Annotated in this window: 20 protein-coding genes and 1 other RNA gene; 11 read left to right on the top strand and 10 right to left on the bottom strand. The window is 51.7% G+C overall.

Annotated elements, in window-relative coordinates; all coding sequences use genetic code 11:
• Positions 1–93 precede the first annotated feature (93 nt).
• Positions 94–951, bottom strand: a complete 858-nt coding sequence (locus FOE74_RS10670; RefSeq protein WP_149098579.1) for an energy transducer TonB — start codon at positions 949–951, stop codon at positions 94–96.
• 396 nt (positions 952–1,347) lie between these two features.
• Between FOE74_RS10670 and gldC the strand changes: the two genes are divergently transcribed.
• Complete coding sequence (gene gldC, locus FOE74_RS10665; RefSeq protein WP_149098578.1) at positions 1,348–1,698, top strand: gliding motility protein GldC; 351 nt, start codon at positions 1,348–1,350, stop codon at positions 1,696–1,698.
• Positions 1,699–1,761: 63 nt separating this feature from the next.
• Here gldC and FOE74_RS10660 read toward each other — a convergent pair whose 3' ends face one another.
• The 8 genes from FOE74_RS10660 to guaA form a co-directional block, all read right to left on the bottom strand.
• Positions 1,762–2,238 (bottom strand): hypothetical protein, encoded by a 477-nt coding sequence (locus FOE74_RS10660; RefSeq protein WP_149098577.1) that lies wholly within the window; start codon positions 2,236–2,238, stop codon positions 1,762–1,764.
• A gap of 221 nt (positions 2,239–2,459) precedes the next feature.
• Positions 2,460–2,996, bottom strand: a complete 537-nt coding sequence (gene dcd, locus FOE74_RS10655; RefSeq protein ID WP_149098576.1) for a dCTP deaminase — start codon at positions 2,994–2,996, stop codon at positions 2,460–2,462.
• 202 nt (positions 2,997–3,198) lie between these two features.
• Complete coding sequence (locus FOE74_RS10650; RefSeq protein ID WP_149098575.1) at positions 3,199–4,167, bottom strand: glycoside hydrolase family 5 protein; 969 nt, start codon at positions 4,165–4,167, stop codon at positions 3,199–3,201.
• 180 nt (positions 4,168–4,347) lie between these two features.
• Positions 4,348–4,752 carry an acyl-CoA thioesterase gene (locus FOE74_RS10645; RefSeq protein WP_149098574.1) on the bottom strand — a complete coding sequence of 135 codons (405 nt, stop codon included), beginning with the start codon at positions 4,750–4,752 and terminating at the stop codon, positions 4,348–4,350.
• A gap of 77 nt (positions 4,753–4,829) precedes the next feature.
• Entirely contained in the window at positions 4,830–6,137 is a 1,308-nt protein-coding gene (locus FOE74_RS10640; protein WP_149098573.1) for an NCS2 family permease, read from the bottom strand.
• A gap of 204 nt (positions 6,138–6,341) precedes the next feature.
• Positions 6,342–7,640, bottom strand: coding sequence for a glutamate-1-semialdehyde 2,1-aminomutase (hemL, locus tag FOE74_RS10635; RefSeq protein ID WP_149098572.1), 1,299 nt, complete (start codon positions 7,638–7,640; stop codon positions 6,342–6,344).
• Positions 7,641–7,841: 201 nt separating this feature from the next.
• Entirely contained in the window at positions 7,842–9,524 is a 1,683-nt protein-coding gene (locus FOE74_RS10630) for an ABC transporter substrate-binding protein (protein WP_149098571.1), read from the bottom strand.
• 27 nt (positions 9,525–9,551) lie between these two features.
• The gene (guaA, locus tag FOE74_RS10625; RefSeq protein WP_149098570.1) at positions 9,552–11,081 is read right to left on the bottom strand and encodes a glutamine-hydrolyzing GMP synthase; all 1,530 of its coding nucleotides are present in this window, start codon (positions 11,079–11,081) and stop codon (positions 9,552–9,554) included.
• A 299-nt stretch (positions 11,082–11,380) separates the two neighbouring features.
• On the opposite strand from guaA, the gene FOE74_RS10620 reads away from it, so the two are divergent.
• The 7 genes from FOE74_RS10620 (at position 11,381) to FOE74_RS10590 (ending at position 17,084) form a co-directional block, all read left to right on the top strand.
• The gene (locus FOE74_RS10620) at positions 11,381–12,043 is read left to right on the top strand and encodes a hypothetical protein (protein WP_149098569.1); all 663 of its coding nucleotides are present in this window, start codon (positions 11,381–11,383) and stop codon (positions 12,041–12,043) included.
• A gap of 259 nt (positions 12,044–12,302) precedes the next feature.
• Positions 12,303–12,402: signal recognition particle sRNA small type (gene ffs / locus FOE74_RS10615), an RNA gene on the top strand.
• Positions 12,403–12,933: 531 nt separating this feature from the next.
• Positions 12,934–14,178 (top strand): PAS domain-containing sensor histidine kinase, encoded by a 1,245-nt coding sequence (locus FOE74_RS10610; protein WP_149098568.1) that lies wholly within the window; start codon positions 12,934–12,936, stop codon positions 14,176–14,178.
• A 259-nt stretch (positions 14,179–14,437) separates the two neighbouring features.
• Complete coding sequence (gene fsa, locus FOE74_RS10605; protein WP_149098567.1) at positions 14,438–15,094, top strand: fructose-6-phosphate aldolase; 657 nt, start codon at positions 14,438–14,440, stop codon at positions 15,092–15,094.
• 90 nt (positions 15,095–15,184) lie between these two features.
• Positions 15,185–15,388 (top strand): fructose-6-phosphate aldolase, encoded by a 204-nt coding sequence (locus tag FOE74_RS10600; protein ID WP_149098566.1) that lies wholly within the window; start codon positions 15,185–15,187, stop codon positions 15,386–15,388.
• A gap of 105 nt (positions 15,389–15,493) precedes the next feature.
• The gene (locus FOE74_RS10595; RefSeq protein ID WP_149098565.1) at positions 15,494–16,204 is read left to right on the top strand and encodes a cell division ATP-binding protein FtsE; all 711 of its coding nucleotides are present in this window, start codon (positions 15,494–15,496) and stop codon (positions 16,202–16,204) included.
• Positions 16,194–17,084 carry a glycosyltransferase family 2 protein gene (locus FOE74_RS10590; RefSeq protein WP_149098564.1) on the top strand — a complete coding sequence of 297 codons (891 nt, stop codon included), beginning with the start codon at positions 16,194–16,196 and terminating at the stop codon, positions 17,082–17,084. The genes FOE74_RS10595 and FOE74_RS10590 overlap by 11 nt, the downstream gene beginning before the upstream one ends.
• A gap of 104 nt (positions 17,085–17,188) precedes the next feature.
• Here the strand turns inward: FOE74_RS10590 and FOE74_RS10585 are convergent, their stop codons facing one another.
• Positions 17,189–18,040, bottom strand: coding sequence for a DUF6565 domain-containing protein (locus FOE74_RS10585; protein ID WP_149098563.1), 852 nt, complete (start codon positions 18,038–18,040; stop codon positions 17,189–17,191).
• 253 nt (positions 18,041–18,293) lie between these two features.
• Here FOE74_RS10585 and FOE74_RS10580 point away from each other — a divergent pair, with 253 nt between their 5' ends.
• The 3 genes from FOE74_RS10580 (at position 18,294) to FOE74_RS10570 (ending at position 21,323) form a co-directional block, all read left to right on the top strand.
• Positions 18,294–19,424, top strand: a complete 1,131-nt coding sequence (locus FOE74_RS10580; protein WP_225840771.1) for a DegT/DnrJ/EryC1/StrS family aminotransferase — start codon at positions 18,294–18,296, stop codon at positions 19,422–19,424.
• Between the two features lie 97 nt (positions 19,425–19,521).
• Positions 19,522–20,553 (top strand): Gfo/Idh/MocA family protein, encoded by a 1,032-nt coding sequence (locus FOE74_RS10575; RefSeq protein WP_149098562.1) that lies wholly within the window; start codon positions 19,522–19,524, stop codon positions 20,551–20,553.
• A gap of 83 nt (positions 20,554–20,636) precedes the next feature.
• Positions 20,637–21,323, top strand: a complete 687-nt coding sequence (locus tag FOE74_RS10570; RefSeq protein WP_149098561.1) for a class I SAM-dependent methyltransferase — start codon at positions 20,637–20,639, stop codon at positions 21,321–21,323.
• Positions 21,324–21,329 lie beyond the last annotated feature (6 nt).

The raw sequence follows: 21,329 nt of genomic DNA, 5'->3' as shown, positions 1-21,329 counted from the left end.
TAAACACCAAAGGAAAGCCTCTCCAGTTTGTTGCTGGAGAGGCTTTTTTGTTTTAAGCGGTTTACCATAGGCAATGAGGCGGACTGGCTGGCTTTACCTCATTCCCGGACGGGTTTTGGGGCGTTGGGTATCAGGTTGCGTTACCACGCGGGTTTTCACTTTAATAGGGACCGAATAGGAAAACTCCTTGGGCTGTCCTTCCTCGGTGGCCGGGCTGAAGTTGGGCAAGGAATTCACTACCCGTAAGGCTTCGTCATCAATATCTGGGTGAATGGATTGAAGGATTCTTGCCTCATGCACCGCTCCTTTTTCTGAAACTATGAATTGAACGACCGTCACGCCGGAAGCCTCGCTTCGTGCGGCTTCTCTGGGCATCCTGAAACTGGAGGTGATCAGTTTCATAAGGATACTGGTGCCACCTGGGAATTCAGGCTGCGTGAAGTGCGGGTAATAAGGCACCATGGAACCGTTCTCTGCGTAGCATTCTCCTGTAGTGAGTTCTCCTTTGGTAAACTGTTCCCGCCTTCGCAATTGGCCCGAAGGGTAAAACCCCAGGGCTTCTCCTTCCAACTTCCCGTTGACCTTGAGGCCCTTGTAATACACTTGCCCATTCTCATGCCACTTGGTTAGTTGCACCTCATGGCCTGTAAACAGCTGTTCTTCTTTGACTTGTCCATTCTTATAGAAGTACCTGGTGGGGCCTTCTTTCCGGTATTTCCCTTTTGCTTCTTTGACCGCTTCCTCCTCATAATACTTCTCTCCCGTCAGGTAATGGGTGGTCAAGTGTCTTTTCTCTTTCTTAGCCCCAGAATAGGTGGTAAACCTATAATACACGGCCTCCTGCTTGTTTTTAATGGTGCGGTAGTATTGGTCCAGGTATTCTGGATCTGGTTGACTTAAAGCTGCCAGGCTGGAAAAGGCAAGAAAGGAAAACAGAAGAAATTTTTTCATGAATGTTTACTGGATAGTTAAGGTATATAAATGCATTTAATCAAGAATCTAATCTAAAGAAAGTAGGCTAAGAACGCATATATTATTTAGGAGCCCGAGCGGCTTTTCACCCGAAATCCCCATTTCTTCTGCAATTACCAATTTATCGCCAACCGTCTTTGTAAGGCTCTCCGCAACTCTGGAGGGGTATAGGATGGCAGGGAAAAACCAGAAGCAAGGCTGAATGTCTACAGGTGCAGGCACAGGAGGTCCGTTAAACGGCAGATTTTATCAAACTGAGGCTAAAATAGGAGGGAGGAGTAGGATTGGAGGAGCAACTAGCCATGGAACTCCGAAAAACATTTTACCTTTGTGGTTTGAACCTAAGCGCCCTCAGCGCCAAAGCCCTTGAAACAAATGAAAAAATCAGAGATACACTTCAGTATTGCCTTGGATGATCAGCGCGTGCCAGAGGCCATCAGTTGGACCGCCACAGATGCCGGTAACGATATCCATTTCGCCAAAGCCATCAACATCGCTTTGTGGGACCGCAATGATTCCGGTACCATGAAAATTGACCTCTGGACCAAAGACATGCCCGTAGATGAGATGAAGTATTTCTACATTGACACCATGGGTGCCATGGCCCAAAGCATTGAAACCGCCACCAATGACAAACTGATGGCCGAAAAAATGCGGAGCCTTTGCCAGGAACTCATGCAGCATGTGGAAGAGCAGCAAAAGCGCAACGCGCAGAACCCTCTATAACCAAAAGCTTACGCATAAAAAAAGCCACTTGAAGAAGTGGCTTTTTTTATGCGTAAGCTATACTTAATTTTTAGGCGATGACTCTTTGATGATGGCGGCTTGCGGCTCAGGGAACGAGCGCTTGGCATCTGTCTTATCCTGGGCTACCAGGGTTTTGGCTACCCGGCCGTTCTCTTTCTGCAGGAGCTGAGCGTACTGGCGGTCAAAGCTGTTGAAAGACTTGCGGGCGCCGTAGTACTGTGAATACTGAGCAGTGCTCAAGAGCCTTTCCAATTCCACATCACGCTCCTTACAAACCCCGTTGATACATTTTTCCAGTTCGGCTGGGTTGTTGGCGAACTTGTTCTCAAAATCAACCATTTTCTGAGCGTTCTTCAGGTTGATTTCCCGCAGTTTCCTAGACTGGAAGTTGTTCAACTGCAGTTCCCGGATCATCTTATCTGATAGGTTCTTGGCACGTTGTTCAGCAGTACCAGTTTGGGCAAACGTGGTCAGACTTACCAGGAGAACAAGGGCTAAGGTATACACTAATCTTTTCATGGTTGTTCAGTTTTGAGAGGTTCTACACAATTCCTGTGCCATCTTTTGTTGAACAAAACCGATAGCAAAAAAGTTGACTTCTTGATAAAAATGAACGTGTTCCTCTGGAGTTTGTTTTGCCCAGAAGCTGATTTAACCGCCTGAAAATAAAGTTCTTCCTGTATTGCAATTAGATAGTTGGTATTATACAAATTTGTGCGGGAAGAGGGTGCCAACAGACCTTAGAACTTGTTCTTCCACATCATAGACTCCACCGGGTACACGGACCGCTGGTTGTATTTGGCGTTACTTTTCTGGTTGTAGTAGTTCTCAATCCCACCGTTTACCACAAAATAGATCAGCTGGCCTATGGGCATGTTGTGGTATACCCGCACTTTCTGGCTTACAGATATTTCCAGCGTCCAGTGGTTGCAGAACCCCACGTCACCTTTCCCGGCGGTGGCGTGGATATCAATGCCCAGGCGGCCTACGCTTGATTTGCCTTCCAGAAACGGGACGTGAGCGTGGGTCTCGGTGTATTCCTCGGTGACGCCCAGGTACAGCCGGCCCGGTTCCAGAATGTAACCTTCCTCGGGTATCTCAAACACCTCTATCTGGTTGTGTTTGCGGGCATCCAGTACCTCGTCTTTGTAAAAAGCCAGGTACTTGCCCAGGTGCACATCATAGGAGTTGGTGCCCAGGCAGGAGCGGTCATAGGGTTGGATCAGGATGGTGCCTTTGTCTATTTCTTCCAGGATCTGACGGTCAGTGAGGATCATGCGGTAAGGAGCTAATTTTAGGGCCGCAAGGTACGGGTAAAATCCGTTTGATACCATGCCTGGCCCTGGTGCCAGAACGGTTAGAAGGTTCTTTTCTGAAATTACCCCGTAAACGCTGAGATAAAAAAGGCATGAGAATACGTGACAGGCGATTAGAAGGAGTTTTCTTAAAAGTAGCTCCTAACCCTCCGCTTGCCGTTGCTTATTGTTTGGCGGGGGATGCGTATTTTCTCAGCAGGGCCCTGGTTTTCAAGCCAGACGGTTTCAAGTCTGTATCTTGCCAGTTACCGGTGGCAGAGGCCGAAGGAAGCAGGACTGAGCACGTCTCGTTTTTATCTGACACCGACCAGGTGACCCAACTTACCTTGTTCTTCTCTGCCCAGTCAATCCATTTCTGCCATTCTCCTTCATTCAGCGGTCCATCTCCGGTGGCTTCCATGCCCGCCGATTCTGAGATGAAGAGCGGAAGGCCTTTGCGCAGGGCGTAATCGGCGCGGTCGCGCAGTTCCTGTTTGTGGGTGGCGGCGTAGAAGTGGAGCGTGTACATGAGGTTCTGCGCGCCTTTGATAGGATCATCGGCGGCCAGGTGCACGTCCTGGTCCCAATGGGGCGTGCCAACCAGAATAAGATTGTCAGGGTCAATGGCTCTGATGGCGGCAATCATTTCCTCTGAGTAAGCTTTCACCTGGGGCCAGGTCTCTTCATCGGGTTCGTTGAAGATCTCATAGATCACGTGCGGGTTCTTTCCGTAGGTGCGGGCCATTTCTATGAAAAAGGCTTTGGCCTCTGGCAGGTTGATGTTGTGGCTGTGCCAGTCAATGATCACGTACAGGTTCTCTTTGATGGCGGCATCTACCACAGTTTTAACCTTCTCTTTAGACCACTCCGGTTTTTGCAGGTACCCATTAGTCGGTTCTACGCCCATGGCAGCCCTGATCACGTTGATCCGCCAGTCTTTCTTGAGCCAGCTCACTGTCTCAGCGGTATAGAAACGGGGCCAGAAATTATGCCAGCCAAAACTCATGCCCCTCAGCATCACGGGCTGGCCTTTCTGATCTTCCAGTTGGGTGCCCTTCACGCGCAAGGAGCCATGTTCTTTCACGGTTTGGGCCGAGGCCAGGTAACTGCCGCTGACCAGGAGCAAGGCACAAAGGGATTTCCTGAGAGTCATAATCCTTCTTAAAGGTGGTGAAACCCAAAGAAAAGGATTTTACCCAAGCAAGGTATAGCACTACTTTATCCATTCTTTTCAGAAAAGAGCCCTAAAACCAAAAATACCGAAGATCCCCTTGGGAAGTAAGGCTCCAGTAATTCCAGGATTGGTGGTTAGGCCTGCCGACGATAACCTCTATTACAGTAAAGCCACCACCTCCTGGTCAATGCGTTTAGGGCGTAGCGTTTTGGCGTCTACCAGGCACCAGGTGGTTTTGGCCGAGGCCAGCATCAGCTCTGTTCCTTCGCGGTACAGGGCCACGAAACGCTCAAACTTAGCACCCTGGTAGTCACCCACCCACGTGTACCCTTTGATGGTGTCTTCCCTGAAAGCGGGTTTATGGAAATCTATCTCGTGCCGAAGCACCACCCATAAATACTTTTCTTGAAGCGCTGCCGGAGCCACCTGAGCCCAATGCGCCGCCGATACCTCCTGCACCCAGCGGAGGTACACTACGTTGTTCACGTGCCCTAAGGCATCAATGTCAGCCTCGGTGACGGGAATGGTAAGTTGGAAGGTTGCGGTAAGGTCTGTTGGCACCATAGCTAAGGGGTTAAAAAAGGAGTACCGATAAGAAGACTTTTACGGGTGATTCGGGAAAAGCAGGCCATAAACCAGCGCTATTCCAGAAGCAGGGCCAGAATACAGAAAATGTCCACGATCAGCAGGGGCAGGGGTACCTCGTGTTTCTTGCCGGAGAGAATCTTCAGAACCGTCCAGGAGAGGAAGCCCCAGATAATGCCCTGGGTGATAGAGTGGGTAAAGGGAATCAGGACCATGGCCAGGAAAGCCGGGATGGCCTCATCCAGTTGTTGCCAGTTGATCTTCACCACCGGGCGAACCATGAAAACCCCAACCAATACCACGGCCGGCGCGGTGGCAATGGCGGGCACCATAGAAAGCAGGGGTGCCAGGAAAAGGAAGGGCAGGAACAGCAGCGCCCCCACCACCGCGGTGAGTCCCGTGCGCCCACCCGCCTCAATCCCTACCGCCGACTCAATGTAGGCAGTACCGGGGCTGGAGCCCACCAAACCGGCCAGGGTGGTGGCAATGGCATCTACCATCAACGACCTTTTCACGTTGCGGGGCTCGCCGCGTTCGTCCAGCAGGTTCGCTGCCTCTGCCAGCCCCACCAGGGTGGAGAGGCTGTCAAACATGTCGGTGAATACAAAGGCGAAGATGACCGGCACCACCGCCCATTGCAGCGAGTTTACTAGGTCTAACCTGAAAAAGAGGCTGAAATCAGGGGCTGCGAAAATGCCTTGCCATGTGATGAGCGGATCAGCGCCCTCCATTCCCCACCAGCGGCCCAGGGGATAGGCCGCGAGCGTGGTAAAGACAATCCCCATCAGGATGCCCCCCTTCACCTGTTTAGTCACCAGCACCGCCGTGACCAGAAGCCCGGCCAGAAAGGTGAGCACGGCCGGGGTCAGTTCCCCCGGGCCCAGAATGGTAGCGGGATTCGCGGTGATGAACTTGGCATTGGAGAACCCGATTAGGGAGATGAACAACCCGATGCCCGCGGCAATGGCATATCGCAGCGGCCGGGGAATAGCCTTGATGATGTAGGTTCTGATGTTGAAAGCCGAAAGCAGCAGGAAAACGATCCCCGACCAAAATACGGCCCCCAACGCCACTGGCCACGGCACCTGCATACCTAGCACCGCCGTGAAGGTGAAGAAGGCGTTCAAACCCATGCCTGGCGCCACTAAAATAGGGTTCTTGGCATACAGGCCCATCATGAGGCTGCTGAAGGCACACACCAGTACGGTAGCGGTCAGAACCGCTGAGAAAGGCATGCCAGCCTGGCTCAGGATGCTGGGGTTCACGATGATGATGTAAGAGGTGGCCAGGAAAGAGGAAATTCCGGCAATGATCTCGGTTTGCACCGTGGTGCCATATTTCTTCAGCTCAAAATAAGAGGTCATGGGCAAAGCAATAGGGAAAGTAGCTGATTGGTTTACGGGTAATAAAGGGAAAAGGAACGTAGCTGGGGGATAACCCGAAGCAGGCCATCAACCGCCAAAGGCTATACGTTCCCTTTAAGGTATGAGAGGGGGCGGGAGGGAAGTAAAGCAGCAGCGGCACCTGGTGGGTACCGGGTGCCGCTGCTGCTTTATGTTGATCCTGGGTTAGGCCTGCAAGGCTTTCAAAGCCTCCAGGTTAGCTGCCAGGTAAGTATCAGCCAAATCCTCTGTGATGGCCGCGGAAACAAACAGGGTCTCAAACTGCGACGGGGCCAGATAAATGCCCCGCTGGAGCATCTCATGGAAGTAGCGGCCAAACATCTGGAGGTCTGAGGTCTTCGCCGAGTCAAAATCAGTGACCGGTTGTTCCGTGAAAAACAAGCTGTACATGGAGCCTACCTGGTTTACCGTGAAGTTAAGTCCCAGTTGCCGCATGTTTTCTTTAGTGCCATTTACCAGTTTATCTGAGATGCGCTGAAGGTTGGTATAAACTTCCGGGTGCTCGTTCAAGTATGTCAACGCGGCCATTCCGGCTGCCATGGCAATAGGGTTGCCGGAAAGGGTTCCGGCCTGGTACACCGGTCCGGCCGGTGCCACCGCGTTCATGATATCTTTCTTTCCGCCGTAGGCGCCTACGGGCATGCCCCCGCCAATGATCTTGCCCAGGGTAGTCATGTCAGGCATTACGCCAAACAGTTCCTGCGCTCCACCTTTGGCTAACCGGAAACCGGTCATAACTTCATCAAATATGAGCACGATGCCTTCTTTGGTACAAAGGTCACGCAGACCTTGCAGGAACCCCTGGGCCGGAGGCACCAGGCCCATGTTGCCTACCACCGGTTCCAGAATGATGGCTGCCACCTGAGAAGGGTTAGCATCGATCAAAGTCTGTACCGCAGCCAGATCGTTGTACGGGGCGGTGAGGGTGTCATTGGCTACGCCTTTGGTAACGCCTGGGCTGTCTGGCACGCCCAAGGTAATAGCCCCGCTACCGGCAGCGATCAGGAAAGAATCACCGTGTCCGTGGTAGCAGCCTTCAAACTTGATGATCTTGTCACGGCCGGTGTACCCGCGCGCCACCCGTATGGCCGACATAGTGGCCTCGGTGCCGGAGTTCACCATGCGTACTTTCTCCACGCTGGGAATCATGGATACAATGAGTTCGGCCATCTCCACCTCGCGGCGGGTAGGGGCACCAAAGGAAAGCGAGCCCGGTAAGGCATCACGCACAGCCTTCTCCACCACCTCATGGGCGTGGCCCAGAATCATAGGGCCCCAGGAGTTGATCAGGTCCAGGTATTGGTTTCCGTCTTCGTCATAAAGATAGGCGCCTTTGGCCGCTTTCATGAACAAAGGCTGACCGCCTACCGCTCTGAACGCCCGTACGGGCGAATTAACGCCTCCCGGGATAGTCTGTTGGGCGCGTTTGAACAATTCCTGGCTGGTGGTATGGGTAAGTGACATGGGTGATTGAATGATTGAGAGAATGAATGATTGAGAGAGTGAATGATTGAGAGATTGAGAGAATGAATGATTGACGGAGTGAATGTGGTTTAGAAGAAGGAAAGCTGGAAGGAAACGGATTGCTTTTACAGGAAAACGTGTGGTTCCTTGAATTCACACCTACTCCACTTCACTCACTCTCTCAATCGTTCAATCATTCAATTAAAGAACCGGGTTCACGACCAGCAGCCGGCCGTTTTCTAATTTTACAATGGGCAGGTACTGGTTGTCTTGGGCTTGGTTTCCGGCGGAAGTCTGGTAGCCGATGCCTTGGTAGAAAAGGGCGGGCCGTACCTCGCTTAACCTGGGAGGGGCAGAATAACCGAATTCCCGTAGTTGGCGGCCAAAGTAGTGCAGCAGCTCAAAACCAGAATAGGTGAAAGAGGAGGGAGGCAGCTTGTAGCGGTTGGTATAGGCCCGCTTGAAGGTCTGCACCGCCGGGCTCTCCTGGTCAATAAACTTGGGGGCCGTGAAGTACAGTTCCAGAAAGTCTAACTGATCTAAGCCTAATTGCGGCACCTCTAGCCAGGCTTGGGGAACCATGACCGGAACTTTAGAGGCCCGCTGCTCCAGGAACCCTACCGCACTGGTAGCTACGTTGGCCGCGGTAGATTGCACCACCAGCACGCCCACGTCTTTCAGGTTCAGGGCTCCCAGCACGCCTTGCACGTTGCCGCTGGTCTTGGAGTTTATCTTCTGAAAGGCCACTACCTTGCCGCCCAGGGCGGTATACGCGCGCCGGAAGCTTCCGGCAAAGGTGGTGTCATTCTTCTCGCTGTCAAACACGATGGCCGCAGTTTTCTTGGGGAACGTCTGGTAAGCATAGGCGGCCGCCTGTCTCCCTTGGGTTGCCAATGAGGTCTCCATCAGGTACAGGTAAGGGTTGCCTTTGGTGACCTCCACATCATCTGAGAAGGGGTTCACCATGTTGATGTTCCGCTGCTGGGCTATTTTGGCGGCAAAGGCGCTGTTGTTTTTGTAGATAGGGCCGATGACCAGATCCATGGAGGCAATCTCCGGGAGTTCCATCACCTGCCGCACTTGGGCGGTGTCATTGCTGGTGTCATACGGGAACACGTTCACTTGCACTCCCTGCCGTTGGAGTGAATCCCGCGCAGAAAGTAGACCGGCGTAGAAGTCAGTGATGTACAGGTTTTTTTTGTCTACCCGTACGCCCTGGGCCGTCACGTTGAAAGGCAGCAGCACCGCTACGTTATAGGCTTGCTTTTTCACCGGCTCCGGCCGTTTCAGGTAGTCACGGTTCAGGTTGAACTGCCGAACCATGGCTTCCAATTGCGGACGGTCCTTTTCTGTGTACCAGCCGCTCATCAGTTTGTCGGCATAGGCCTGGGCCAGGGTGGCATCTTCCGGAAACTGGCGCATGAGGTACTGGAACGTGGTTTTGTCTGGCAGTTGCAGCATGTAGTGCCGTTTCATGGCCGCTACCTCTTTTTCCAAGGAGGCATCCTTGATAGGGCGTAAGGCGTTGAGGGCCCGCAGGTATTCCTTTTTCTCAAATAGTACTTGCCCGTGCAGGAAGTGCGCATCTGCCAGCCCGGCCCAATTGGAATGCTCCGCAGTCAATTTTGTGAGCATCTTGTCTGCCTCTGCCCACTTCTTCTGTTTGGCAGCCGCTACGCTGTACAGATAAGCGGCATCTGGGGCAAACGTTTTGCCTGTGGTCCCGGTCAGGGGCAGCAACTCGGCCATGGCCAACTCATACTTCTGCTGGTCAAGCAACAGCTTCCCGTTTTGGAGGCTTATGTTCAGATCAGCGTTGGTTTGAGCCTGCACGTTCCAGCACAGGGCAAACCCAGCAACGGCAAGTACTATTCGTTTTTTCATGTGTTTTCAGAAAACTATGCCTAAAGCTTACTCCCACTCAATGGTAGCGGGTGGCTTTGAGCTGATATCATAGACCACGCGGTTGACGCCGCGCACCTTGTTGATGATCTCATTGGAGACATCTGCCAGGAACTCATACGGCAAATGGCACCAATCGGCGGTCATGCCGTCAATGCTGGTCACGGCGCGCAGGGCCACCACACGCTCATACGTGCGCTCATCGCCCATTACGCCCACGCTCTGGATAGGCAGCAGCATGGCGCCTGCCTGCCACACCTGGTCGTACAAGCCGGTGTTCTTGAGCGAGGAGATGAAGATATGGTCTACCTCCTGCAAGATGGCTACTTTCTCTGGGGTGATATCTCCTAAGATACGGATAGCCAGGCCCGGACCCGGGAAGGGGTGACGGCCAATAATGGTATCAGGGATACCCAGCGTTTTGCCTACCAGCCGCACCTCGTCTTTGAACAAAGTCTTGAGGGGTTCCACTACCTGCAGTTTCATGTAATCCGGTAATCCGCCCACGTTGTGGTGCGACTTGATGGTAGCCGATGGTCCTTTCACCGAGACGGACTCAATCACGTCTGGGTAAATGGTGCCCTGGCCCAGCCATTTGGCGTCTTCCACCTGATGCGACTCCTGGTCAAAAACATCAATGAAGACCTTGCCAATGGCTTTGCGCTTGGCTTCCGGGTCAGTAAGACCCGCCAATGCGTCATAGAACAGGTTCTTGGCATCTACGCCTTTCACGTTCAGGCCCATGTCTTTGTAGGAGTGCAGCACGTCTTCAAACTCGTTCTTGCGCAACAACCCGTTGTCCACGAAGATGCAGTAGAGGTTTTTGCCAATGGCCTGGTGAATGAGCATGGCCGCCACGCTGGAGTCCACACCCCCGGAAAGGCCTAGGATCACTTTATCCGAGCCGATCTGCGCGCGCAGGTCAGCCACGGTGCTTTCTATGAATTGGTCTGGGGTCCAGTCCTGGGAGCAGCCGCAGATGTGCACCACAAAGTTACGCAGCAGGCGCTTGCCTTCGGTGGAGTGCGTTACCTCTGGGTGGAACTGGATGCCGTAGGTTTCCTGGTCTTTGACTTTGTAGGCCGCCACCTGCACAGACTCTGTGCTGGCAATGATCTCAAAGGTATCTGGGATCTGCTTGATGGTATCGCCGTGGCTCATCCAAACCTGGGAGTCCATGGTGATTTCCTTGAGCAGGCGGTTGTGCTGGTCTACGTGGCTGAGCTTGGCCCGGCCATATTCTCTGATGGTAGAAGCGATCACCTCTCCGCCGCCTTCCTGGGCCATCAACTGGGCCCCGTAACAAACCCCCAGCACGGGAAGGTTTCCTAGAAACGCCGACAGGTCTGGGTTGGGGTAATTCTCTTCCCGCACAGAGCAAGGGCTCCCGGACAGGATGACACCTTTCAGGTCGGTCAGGTTTTCAGGGACTTTGTTGAAAGGGTGAATCTCACAGTAAACGTTGAGTTCGCGGACGCGACGGGCAATCAGTTGGGTGTACTGAGAACCGAAATCGAGGATAAGTATCTTTTCTGGCATGTGCAAAGGTACATGGCTCCGGTATAACTTGAAAATGAAAATTACCCGCTTGAAGTAGGATAGGGAAGGGAAGACGAAAAGAGTATATTGCCCTGTTGAGAACAGACTACTTGGCAGAGGCCTTATCTTTTCCCAGAGGTTCCTGCCCCCGGCTTCCGGTTATTAGCTTTCTTTTTACTGAATTTTGCCAAAAGGGGCATGATAAGGCACAAAATCTAAAGTTGGTTGCGCTTTTGGCAAGATTTTCGCAATGGAACATAGAAAAGATTCTATACTTCTTTCAGAAACCGCTGTACTAGATGAGACTACCCTTACTCTTTTATAAAGTTACCACCGCGGTAAGCGCCCTGGCCCTTTCGCTTGTGATGGTTTCCTGCTCCCCTGAAACAGAGGAGGAACCGGTAATGGCCGCTGGCCCCCAGGAAGTCAGCTTCACCATGGTGGACAGCCTTAAGGTGAATCCGTTCTTCCAGAGCTCTTACCCAGAGGCGTACACCAACTTCAACGGAAAGACCTACACCCTGACCTCCAGGAACCAGGCAGAGGCCTTTTTCGTGGAGCACAACAACCAGGTGGTGCTGTATTTTCGGGATAAATCAAAGGAACGGGAGAACCCCTGGGTATCTTTCACCTTCAAAAACCGCACGGTGCAGCAACTGCCCACTACTTTCTCCGCCAAAGAGGCGCAGGTGGTGTGCGTAGAGGATGGCCAAAGCTTCGCCGATGGTTCTTCAGCGCTTTCGCCGGGTTGTGACACCATCTTGAACGGGACCGTTAATCTGCAATATGACCCGGCCACGGATGTGATCAGCGGATCAGTCTCAAACCTTAAATTTTCCCTGGAATATTACGTACCCCAGTTCTCTTTCCCTAACCGGTATGGGAACGTGTTAAAAACAAGCGGGTCCACCAGAAACCTGGACCTGACCTTTAAGAACGTGAAGCGCAGAAAAACAGATTAGGCAGGTAGCCTCTCGCTCCTTATATAATATATAATAGTAGCCCAGTTTTAACTCCGTTTTTAAAGAAACGGCGCTAAAACTGGGCTACTTTCTTTTAGTAGGAGGTAGAAGGCGAAAGGCGGCGCGATTACGGGCCACAGATTCCGCTGCCGGGGCAGGAAGGTATTATTTTAATCCGTTGAATAAGATGAAGATAGCCTGTTTTAGGAAAAATAAGCCAGAAACAGCTTGCTATGCAAGAAAGCCTTCTTATCTTTGTAACGGCAAATCGGTACGGCCAGCTCCTGCTGAACTCCCCCAGGCCCGGAAGGGAGCAAGGGTAGGTGGTTGAGCGGCGCGATACTCGGTTTGCCGCTTTTTTTTGCCCATACCCCAACGGATTTTCTTCCGTTTCTCGCTTTGTTCCATTACCTGTTTTCTGCTGGTTCCTTATAAACAAAGCTAAATCAACCAATCTCCTGCTTCCTTTGCCCTCAAGTTCCTTTCCTCCCTTTGTAGATTAGGTGCGGCTGAAGGTTTTTTGACGTCTTTCTCCAAATAGAGTACGTTTACGTTCCCTTTGGACGTAACATGAGTTGATTGAAGTTGCGTATGTAGGAAAGAAGAGGAGGCGAATGCCTTCCTTGGAGCCTGCGTCCGCCTTTTCTTCTCATTTTCTTGTTTTTCTGTTCCAGAATTCCTTGTTCGTCTATTGACCCGCAAGGAGAAGGAGTAAAGCGAATACTTTTAGGTTTGGCATGTGGTTTTGAATCTGCTTCCTACTTGGCTAGGTGGTGGAGAAAAAGCCCATTGGTTTGTTTAGGGGCAGGTCCTTCAATGAATTTCCCCATTCCTGTCCAGGCTCATGAAAGCAGGTACTTTTTATTAATTAGCTATTAAACTATTGCCCCATGCAGAGCCTGAACGGTAGCAAGGAATATTCTGAAGAAAAATACCGGCAGTTAGTAGCCGAAAATTTAACCTTGCGCGCCGAGAACCGGAGTTTGCGGGCTGAGGTTTCTGACGCTCTCTTCAAATTAGAAGAGCAGATTGCCATAGAGACCCAGTATAAAGAAAGCCAGTCCCGGTTCCAGACTATCTTCAGCAAGTCAAAGTTGGGGAATAAAATCATAGCCCCAGACCTCCGCATTATCCAGGTAAATGAGGCGCTTCAAACCATGCTGGGATATTCAGAGAAGGAATTGGTGGGCTCCCGGGTGATTGATTTCGCCCACCAAGACTTCGCCCACCATTGGCTTGACCTGCAAGACCACCTTTGGTCCAGGAAAATTCCTTCTTTTCAGATTGAGACGTGCCTGATTAGGAAAGATGGGACCGTGCAGTGGTGCCAGGTGACGTCTATCCTTTTCAGAGACCAGAATTCTACCTTGGGGTATACCATAGTAGAAGATATCAAAGAACGAAAAGAGCTGGAGCTGAAAAATAAAACGCTTTTTGAGGCCCAAGAGACCATTTTGCACATGGTGGCGCATGACTTGAAGAACCCGCTGAATAACATCAGGTTGCTGGGCGGGTTCCTGAAAGAGAACCTGGTTAATTCCGGCGGGGCAGGAAGTGAGGAAACGAAGGAAAACCTCACCTATACCACCATGATTGCGGAAACCTGTGAAAAGGCTTTTGACATCATCAAAGACTTGCTCTTCATTGGTAATATGAATGCTCCTGTAGTTTTGGAGCCAGTAGATGTCTCCGCCTTTATAGCCTCTGAGCTAAGTCATCTAAGCGTAGATGCTAAGAAGAAGGGAGTGGCCATGGCATTTCATCCTTCAGAGACTCCTCTCTTCTTGCTTATCAATAGGGAAAAGTTCACCAGGGCCCTGGAGAACCTAATCTCCAATGCGGTGAAATTTACCAAACCGGGTGGACAAGTAACCATTTCCTTAAAAAAGGAAAACAAGAAAGTACTACTGCAAGTGCGTGACAACGGCATTGGCATCCCCGAAGAATTGCAAGGAAGTATCTTTGATAAGTTCACCAAAGCAAACCGCCAAGGTACTGAGGGAGAAAACACCACGGGATTAGGTCTATTCATTGTGAAGCAGATCGTGGACTTACATAAAGGCAAAATTTGGCTGGAAAGCCAGGAAGGCATAGGAACCACCTTCTTTCTGCAATTAAAAGAAGCCCAGCCGTAGCCAATTTTACCTTTTACTTTTAATTTGCCCTGAAGCCCCTTCTTGGTGAACTAGAGGTTTCATTCTAGGTTGCCTTTAAGATCGGTTCCCAACCGGTTGTCCGTTACTTTGGGTAACCAGGACCATTGCCACCATTCAGAGTCTGCTTTCCACTTTGAAGGCTTCTTTTAAGGTGCCAGAGGGCATTGAAAATACTTCCTCCCCGGGTTCGGTTTTAAGGCAGATTGAACTAGATTTGTGTTTCAAACCCAATTGAGCTATGAAATTTTTCATTGATACCGCCAACCTTAACGAAATTCGGGAAGCCCATGATTTAGGCATTCTGGATGGTGTGACTACCAACCCCTCTCTTATGGCCAAAGAAGGCATAGTAGGCTATGACAACGTCATGAAGCACTACAAAGCCATCTGTGAGATCGTGGACGGAGACATCAGCGCGGAGGTGATTGCTACTGATTTTGAGACCATGGTGAAAGAAGGAGAGGAGCTGGCCCAGCTGCACCCCAACATTGTGGTAAAGGTTCCTATGACGAAGGACGGCGTAAAAGCCATCAAATATTTCACAGACAAAGGCATCAAGACCAACTGCACGCTGATTTTCTCTGCAGGGCAGGCTTTGCTGGCCGCCAAAGCCGGAGCTACGTACGTTTCCCCGTTTGTGGGCCGTTTAGATGATATCGGGACCGATGGCCTGGACCTGATTGACCAGATCGTGAACATCTACCAGAACTACGGTTTCGCGACAGAGGTGTTAGCCGCCTCCGTGAGACACGTGATGCACCTGGTGAAATGCGCCGAGATTGGTGCCGATGTGGTGACGTGTCCGTTGAACGTGATTACCGGTCTTTTGAACCACCCCCTCACCGACAGCGGCCTGGCCAAATTCCTGGCAGACCACAAGAAAGCGAACGCGTAACTTAATTAAGAATTTAGAATTAGGAATTAAGAATTAAAAATGGCGCAAACCATTCCTAATTCTTAATTCCTAATTCCTAATTGAAAGAAGGTGTACATTATAAAAGTAAAAGGCAAGGCCAAGATTCCGGATTATATTCAGCTGCGCGATGAGAACTTCGTGCTGATTGCCTATTTCCGGGCCGATCGTCCTTTGAAGAACCTGGACCGCTACGGCCTGGAAAACAAAGAAGAGGCCCTGGCCGCGGTCATTGCCGGCCTTGACTTTGGGAAACTCCAGAAACTGGAGATCTAACCACGTCGGCTGGTCTTCCCGGGGTCATTTTTTGCGCTTTTATCTTTTACTATTGGCTTAACCTTGGTACCGGTTTCCTGAGGCCGGTGTCTACAATTACTCTCTATGGAATTTTCGTCTAACCCAGTGGTCCTGCTGCACAAGGTTTCCATCTTCCAGGATGTGAACACCATCTTGAGCGAGGTCAGTTTCTCTATTGAAAAAGACGAATTCGTGTACCTGGTAGGGCGCACGGGGAGCGGAAAAAGCTCTCTCCTGAAAACCCTCTACGGCGACCTACCCCTGAAAGTAGGCACGGCCCAGGTGGCGGGGTTCAGCATCCAGTCCCTTACCTGGAACCAGGTGCCTTTCCTGCGCCGCAAGATTGGCATTGTCTTCCAGGACTTCCAGTTGCTGTTTGACCGCAGCGTAGCCGATAACCTCCGGTTCGTTTTGAAAGCCACCGGCTGGAACGACAAGTCCCGGATCAAGAACCGGATCTCTGAGGTGTTGATGCGCGTGGGCCTTGATTCCGTGGCGAACAAAATGCCGCACCAGCTTTCAGGGGGGGAGCAGCAGCGCGTGGTGATTGCCCGGGCTCTCCTCAATGAGCCCTTGATCCTGTTCGCAGATGAACCCACCGGTAACCTGGACCCTGATGTGACCCATGGCATCATGGACCTGTTCCAGGAGATCAACAACAGCGGAACGGCCGTGCTTATGGCTACCCACAACCACCACATTTTGAAACGTTACCCACGCCGCATCCTCAAGTGCGAGCGGGGTAGGGTACTGGATTCTGCCCGCGAAGAGTTCACGCTCATAGATGGCATTTGAGCTATCCATCTTAATCCCCGTTTATAACCAGCCCGTGGGGGCTTTGGTGCAGGCTTTGCGCCAGGAAGCCACCTCTCTGCCTGGCCCCGTTGAAATTCTGGTATTTGACGATGGGTCTGCCCAGGCCACCAAAGACCAGAACCGTCACCTCATTGGCCTTTCCGGGGTGATATACCAGGAACTGTCCCAAAACGTAGGCCGGTCCCAGATCAGGCATCTGCTGGCCCAGGCCGCTACCTACCCGCACCTTCTTTTCCTGGACAGCGATGTGCTGCCCGTACACCCAGATTTCCTGCGCAGGTACCTTGAACAACCGGCCGAGGCCGTGGTGGTAGGAGGGGTAAGTTATGCTGAGGAAAGGCCTTCCGCCGGAACTTCTTTGCGCTGGGTGTACGGCAAAGCCCGGGAAGAAGCGCCTGCCGCCGTGCGGCAGAAGTTTCCGTATGAGCGGGTGTTCGCCAGCAATCTTCTGGTGCCCCGGGCCCTTTTCCTGGAGCATTTTCCTAAGCTGGAGATCACCGGGTATGGGTACGAAGACACTCTTTTCGCCTGGCGCCTTCAAAACCAGCATATTCCTGTAAAACACCTGGAAAACCCGGTATGGCATCTGGGGGTGGAGCCCAATGAGGTTTACCTACTGAAAACGCAGCAAGCACTGCAGAACCTGGTGGTGCTACACCAACGGTTTCAGGTAGGGGAGAATTCCAGGTTGTTCCAGGCTTACCATGCCTTGGAAAGAAAAGGGTTATCCAGATGGCTGGTGAAGAGCAAGCAATGGCTCTTCCCGATCCTCCAGCGGAACCTTACCTCTCAATACCCAAACCTTTGGTTTTTTGACCTTTATCGTCTTTTGCTCCTGGCCCAGTACCTGCGTCGCTGATTTGTTTGGGGCTTCTTTTCTGAAAATTGCCCAAAAACCTTCAGACACAGAAAAGCCCCTCACCAGGAGGGGCTTTTACTTTGAAGGGGAAGACAAAAGAGGGACTAGTTATCGTCTTTCACTACCTCGCCTACCTTTTGGCCGGCTTTCTTGGCAGTGTTTCCAACAGCTTTCCCAGCGTCTTTGGTGGCTTCGCCTACTTTGCTGTTAGACACGTCTTTGCCTACCTCTTTCACGTCTGAACCAATTTTAGAGGCGGTGTTGCCCGCTTTGTTAGCGTTTTTCATGGTCACGTATTTGGTTTTCGCTTTCGCGATCTCCCACTTGTCTTTGTCAGTTAACTGGCTCTGGATGGCATTTTTGCGGTCATCCAGTTGGTTCCAGTATTTCTCTACGAGCCGCCAGTCACTGTTGCTGAACCCAGATTTGTTTGTTTCCACGTGGGCCACAAAGTCTTCATAGGCTCTTCTGATGTCAGTGGCGGTGTAGGTAGGGATTTTGTTCCCGTCTAATGAGAAGGAGGCTCGTTTGGTAGAGTCTCCGGCTGCCATGCCCGCTCCCTGGTGAGTCTGACGCCAAGTGTTGTACTGTTGCTCACGGGTAGCCCAGGCGGTGTTGTAGCGGGTCTCAAGTTCCGCATATTCCTTGCGCTGGTTATCGTCAAAATCAGCCTCGTACTGTGACAGGGCATTCCGGCGGGTTTCATAGTCGTTTTTCCATTGGGTCATGCGTTGGTCCGCATCCGTAGCAGTGGAATCCCAACCCCGTTCCACATCAGACTCCAGGGTGGTGACATAGTTCTTGTAGTCATCATAGGCCTGGTCTTTGGTGGTGGTAGTGGTAGTAGTGGTGGTTTTGGTGTCGGTTTTCTCTGTTTTACTGCAGGCCAGCTGCACAAAGGCCAGTGAAAAAGTAGCCGCATACACAAACGTGTGTTTCTGAAGGAAATTTGGCATTTTCATAGTTTGTAGGTTGGGTTAAAAAAAATACGCACTCAACGTGTATAAATACGCAGTTTTCAGACTTCTTGAACGAATGGTTCTTTAAAATGTTACAAAACGAATATGAGGCCGGTTTAGGACGGTTTATCATTGGGTTTTTTTTAGATTCCCGTTACAGCACCGGGCTCTTTTCCCAGGCGCAATAACTGCCGCTACCTTCGCCGGTAAACCAATTCAACTGCCTATATTTGTCTTTTCAACTGAACCCATGAACCAGCTCCAGATGGTTGACCTGAAAGGTCAGTACCAGCGCCTTAAACCGCAGATTGATGCCGCCATGCAGGCGGTGGTGGAGAGCACCGCTTTCATCAACGGTCCCCAGGTCAAAACCTTCGCCCAGAATTTAGCGCACTACTTGCAGGTACCCCACGTGATTCCCTGCGCCAACGGCACTGATGCTTTGCAGATCGCTTTGATGGCCCTGGACCTGCCCGCCGGGGGCGAAGTGATCGTGCCGGCCTTCAACTACGTGGCTACCGCCGAGGTGATTGCCTTGCTGGGATTGAAGCCGGTGTTTGTGGATGTGTTGCCTGATACCTTCTGCCTGGATCCCGCCAAAGCCAGATTGGCCGTGACCGAGAAAACCGTGGCCATCATGCCCGTGCATTTGTTTGGGCAGTGCGCCCCTATGGAGGAAATCATGGACTTGGCCATTGCCCAGGAGATGTTCGTAATTGAAGACAACGCCCAGGCCATTGGGGCCCAATACGTAGATGCGCAAGGCGCCACCTCTTTGGCCGGTACCATTGGGCACATTGGCACCACCTCGTTCTTTCCGTCCAAGAATTTAGGCTGCATGGGCGACGGCGGCGCCATCTTTACCCAGGATATTGACCTGGCCGCTACCTTGCAGCAGATCGCTAACCACGGGCAGCATAAGAAATACCACTATTCCCGCGTAGGCGTGAATTCCAGGCTAGACACACTTCAGGCAGCTTTGCTGGATGTGAAACTTACCCATCTGGACGACTTTATCTTCCGGCGCCAGAAAGCCGCGGGCGTTTATGACGCTTATTTCGCGGAAGTGCCCCACATCAGGATTCCGGCCCTGGCCCCCTACAGCAGCCACGTATTCCACCAGTACACCCTTCAGGTGCCGGCAGAACAGCGCGACGCCTTGAAAGCCTATCTGCAGGAGAAGGGGATTCCCAGCATGGTGTATTACCCGGTACCGCTGCACCTGCATGAGGCCTACGCGTACCTGGGCTACAAAGCGGGTGACTTCCCCATTTCGGAAGGCTTGTGCCACACCGTGATTTCCCTGCCCATGCACACTGAACTAACCGAGGAGCAGCAAGCCTTTATTGCCGAAGCCGTGGTCGCCTTTTTCAAAGGATAGAAAGCAAGGTAACCTGAAAGTAAAATCACCAACAAGAGATAAAAGGAGGATGAGTTAGAATCAGAGAATTCCTAATTCTTAATTCTCAATTACAAAAATGTCAGAGAAGATAACGTTTGCAGTAATAGGCGCGGGCCACATTGGAAAACGCCACGCCACCATGGTAGAACGGCACCCAGAAGGGCAGTTAGTGGCCATGGTAGACACAGATCCTGCCCGGCAGGCGGAAGTGGAGGCGTTTGGGGTTCCGTTTTTCCCCAGTATGGAGGCTTATCTGGCTTCCGGCCCCAAGGCCGATGTGGTTTGCATTTGCACTCCCAACGGCTTTCACGCCGAACAGGCCATGCTGGCCCTGGAGAGCGGAAGCCACGTGGTCTGCGAGAAACCGATGGCCCTGAGCAAAGCCGACTGTGAGCGCATCATCTACAAATCACTGCAGACGTCAAAACTGGTGTTCTGCGTGATGCAGAACCGGTACAGCCCGCCGTCTCTGTGGCTCAAGGAAATGGTCTCAGAAAAGCGCCTTGGCGAGATCTTCCTGGTGCAGATCAACTGCTACTGGAACCGCGACGACCGCTACTACAAAGCCGGTACCTGGAAAGGGGACCAAGCCCTGGACGGGGGTACCCTTTTCACCCAGTTCAGCCATTTCATTGACATCATGTATTGGTTATTTGGGGATATCAAGAACATTCATGGGCGGTTCATGGATTTCAATCACCAGCACCTCACCCAATTTGAAGACAGCGGCCTCATCCATTTTGATTTCATGAACGGCGGGGCCGGGACCCTCAACTATTCCACTGCCGTGTGGGACACCAACCTGGAAAGCAGCATCACCATCATTGGCGAGAAAGGCAGCATCAAGGTAGGGGGCCAATATATGAACGAAGTAGAGTATTGCCATGTGCAGGATTACGAGATGCCAGAACTGGCGCCCAGCAGTCCCGCCAATGATTACGGCCACTACAAAGGCAGCGCCGCCAACCACCACTTCATCTTTGAGAACGTGATTGACACCATCAAAGGCAAGACCTTCGCCACTACCAACGCCTTAGAAGGCCTCAAAGTGGTAGAGATCATTGAACGCATTTATTCCCTTCGGGAACAAGCTAGAATTAAGAATTAAGAAGGATGGCTATTTTTCAAGTCATTCTTTTCTACTTATTTGCTAATTCCTAATTCCAGATTCTTAATCCTTAATTAACAGAAATGGCTGTTTCAGACTTCTACGACGAATACACCGAGCAACAGTTCCAGAAAGGAATCCATATCCGGCACCGGACCATTTTGAAGAACCTGAAGGAGGCCGGCCTCAAAGCCAATTCCAAAGTGCTGGAGGTGGGCTGCGGTATAGGAACTGTGACGCACCTCATTGCCAAGGCTACCCCGCAGGGGAAAGTGCTGGCCGTGGACATCAGTCCCAAAAGCATTGAGATGGCCCGCAAGTTCAACCTTCAGTTCAACCACCTGGAGTTCATGGTCTCGGACATGACGGATTTCCAGCGCCCGGAGAAATTTGACTTTGTGGTCTTGCCGGATGTGATAGAGCATATTCCGCTGGAGCAGCACCCGCATCTGTTCCAGGTGTTGGCCCAGCACTTGCACGAGAACTCGGTCATTGCCATTAACATCCCCCATCCGCTGTACCTTACCTGGGTGCGCGAACACCAGCCGGAGCTGTTGCAGGTGATAGACCAGCCCATTCACACCGATGAACTGCTGCGCAACACCTACGCGGCCGGCCTGTACCTGCACAAGCTGGAAAGCTACTCGCTCTTCTCGCAGGTAGAAGATTACCAGTGGATTCTGCTCAAGCAGCGCCTGGTGCCCAAAAACGTGCAACCCAAATCCAAAGTAGACCTGAAGCTACAGGATTTGTCTTCTAAGTGGCTGTAGCCGATT

The organism is Rufibacter glacialis, from assembly GCF_008271745.1.
GTDB classification, from domain to species: domain Bacteria; phylum Bacteroidota; class Bacteroidia; order Cytophagales; family Hymenobacteraceae; genus Nibribacter; species Nibribacter glacialis.
This window is presented reverse-complemented; position numbering and strand designations above follow the sequence as displayed.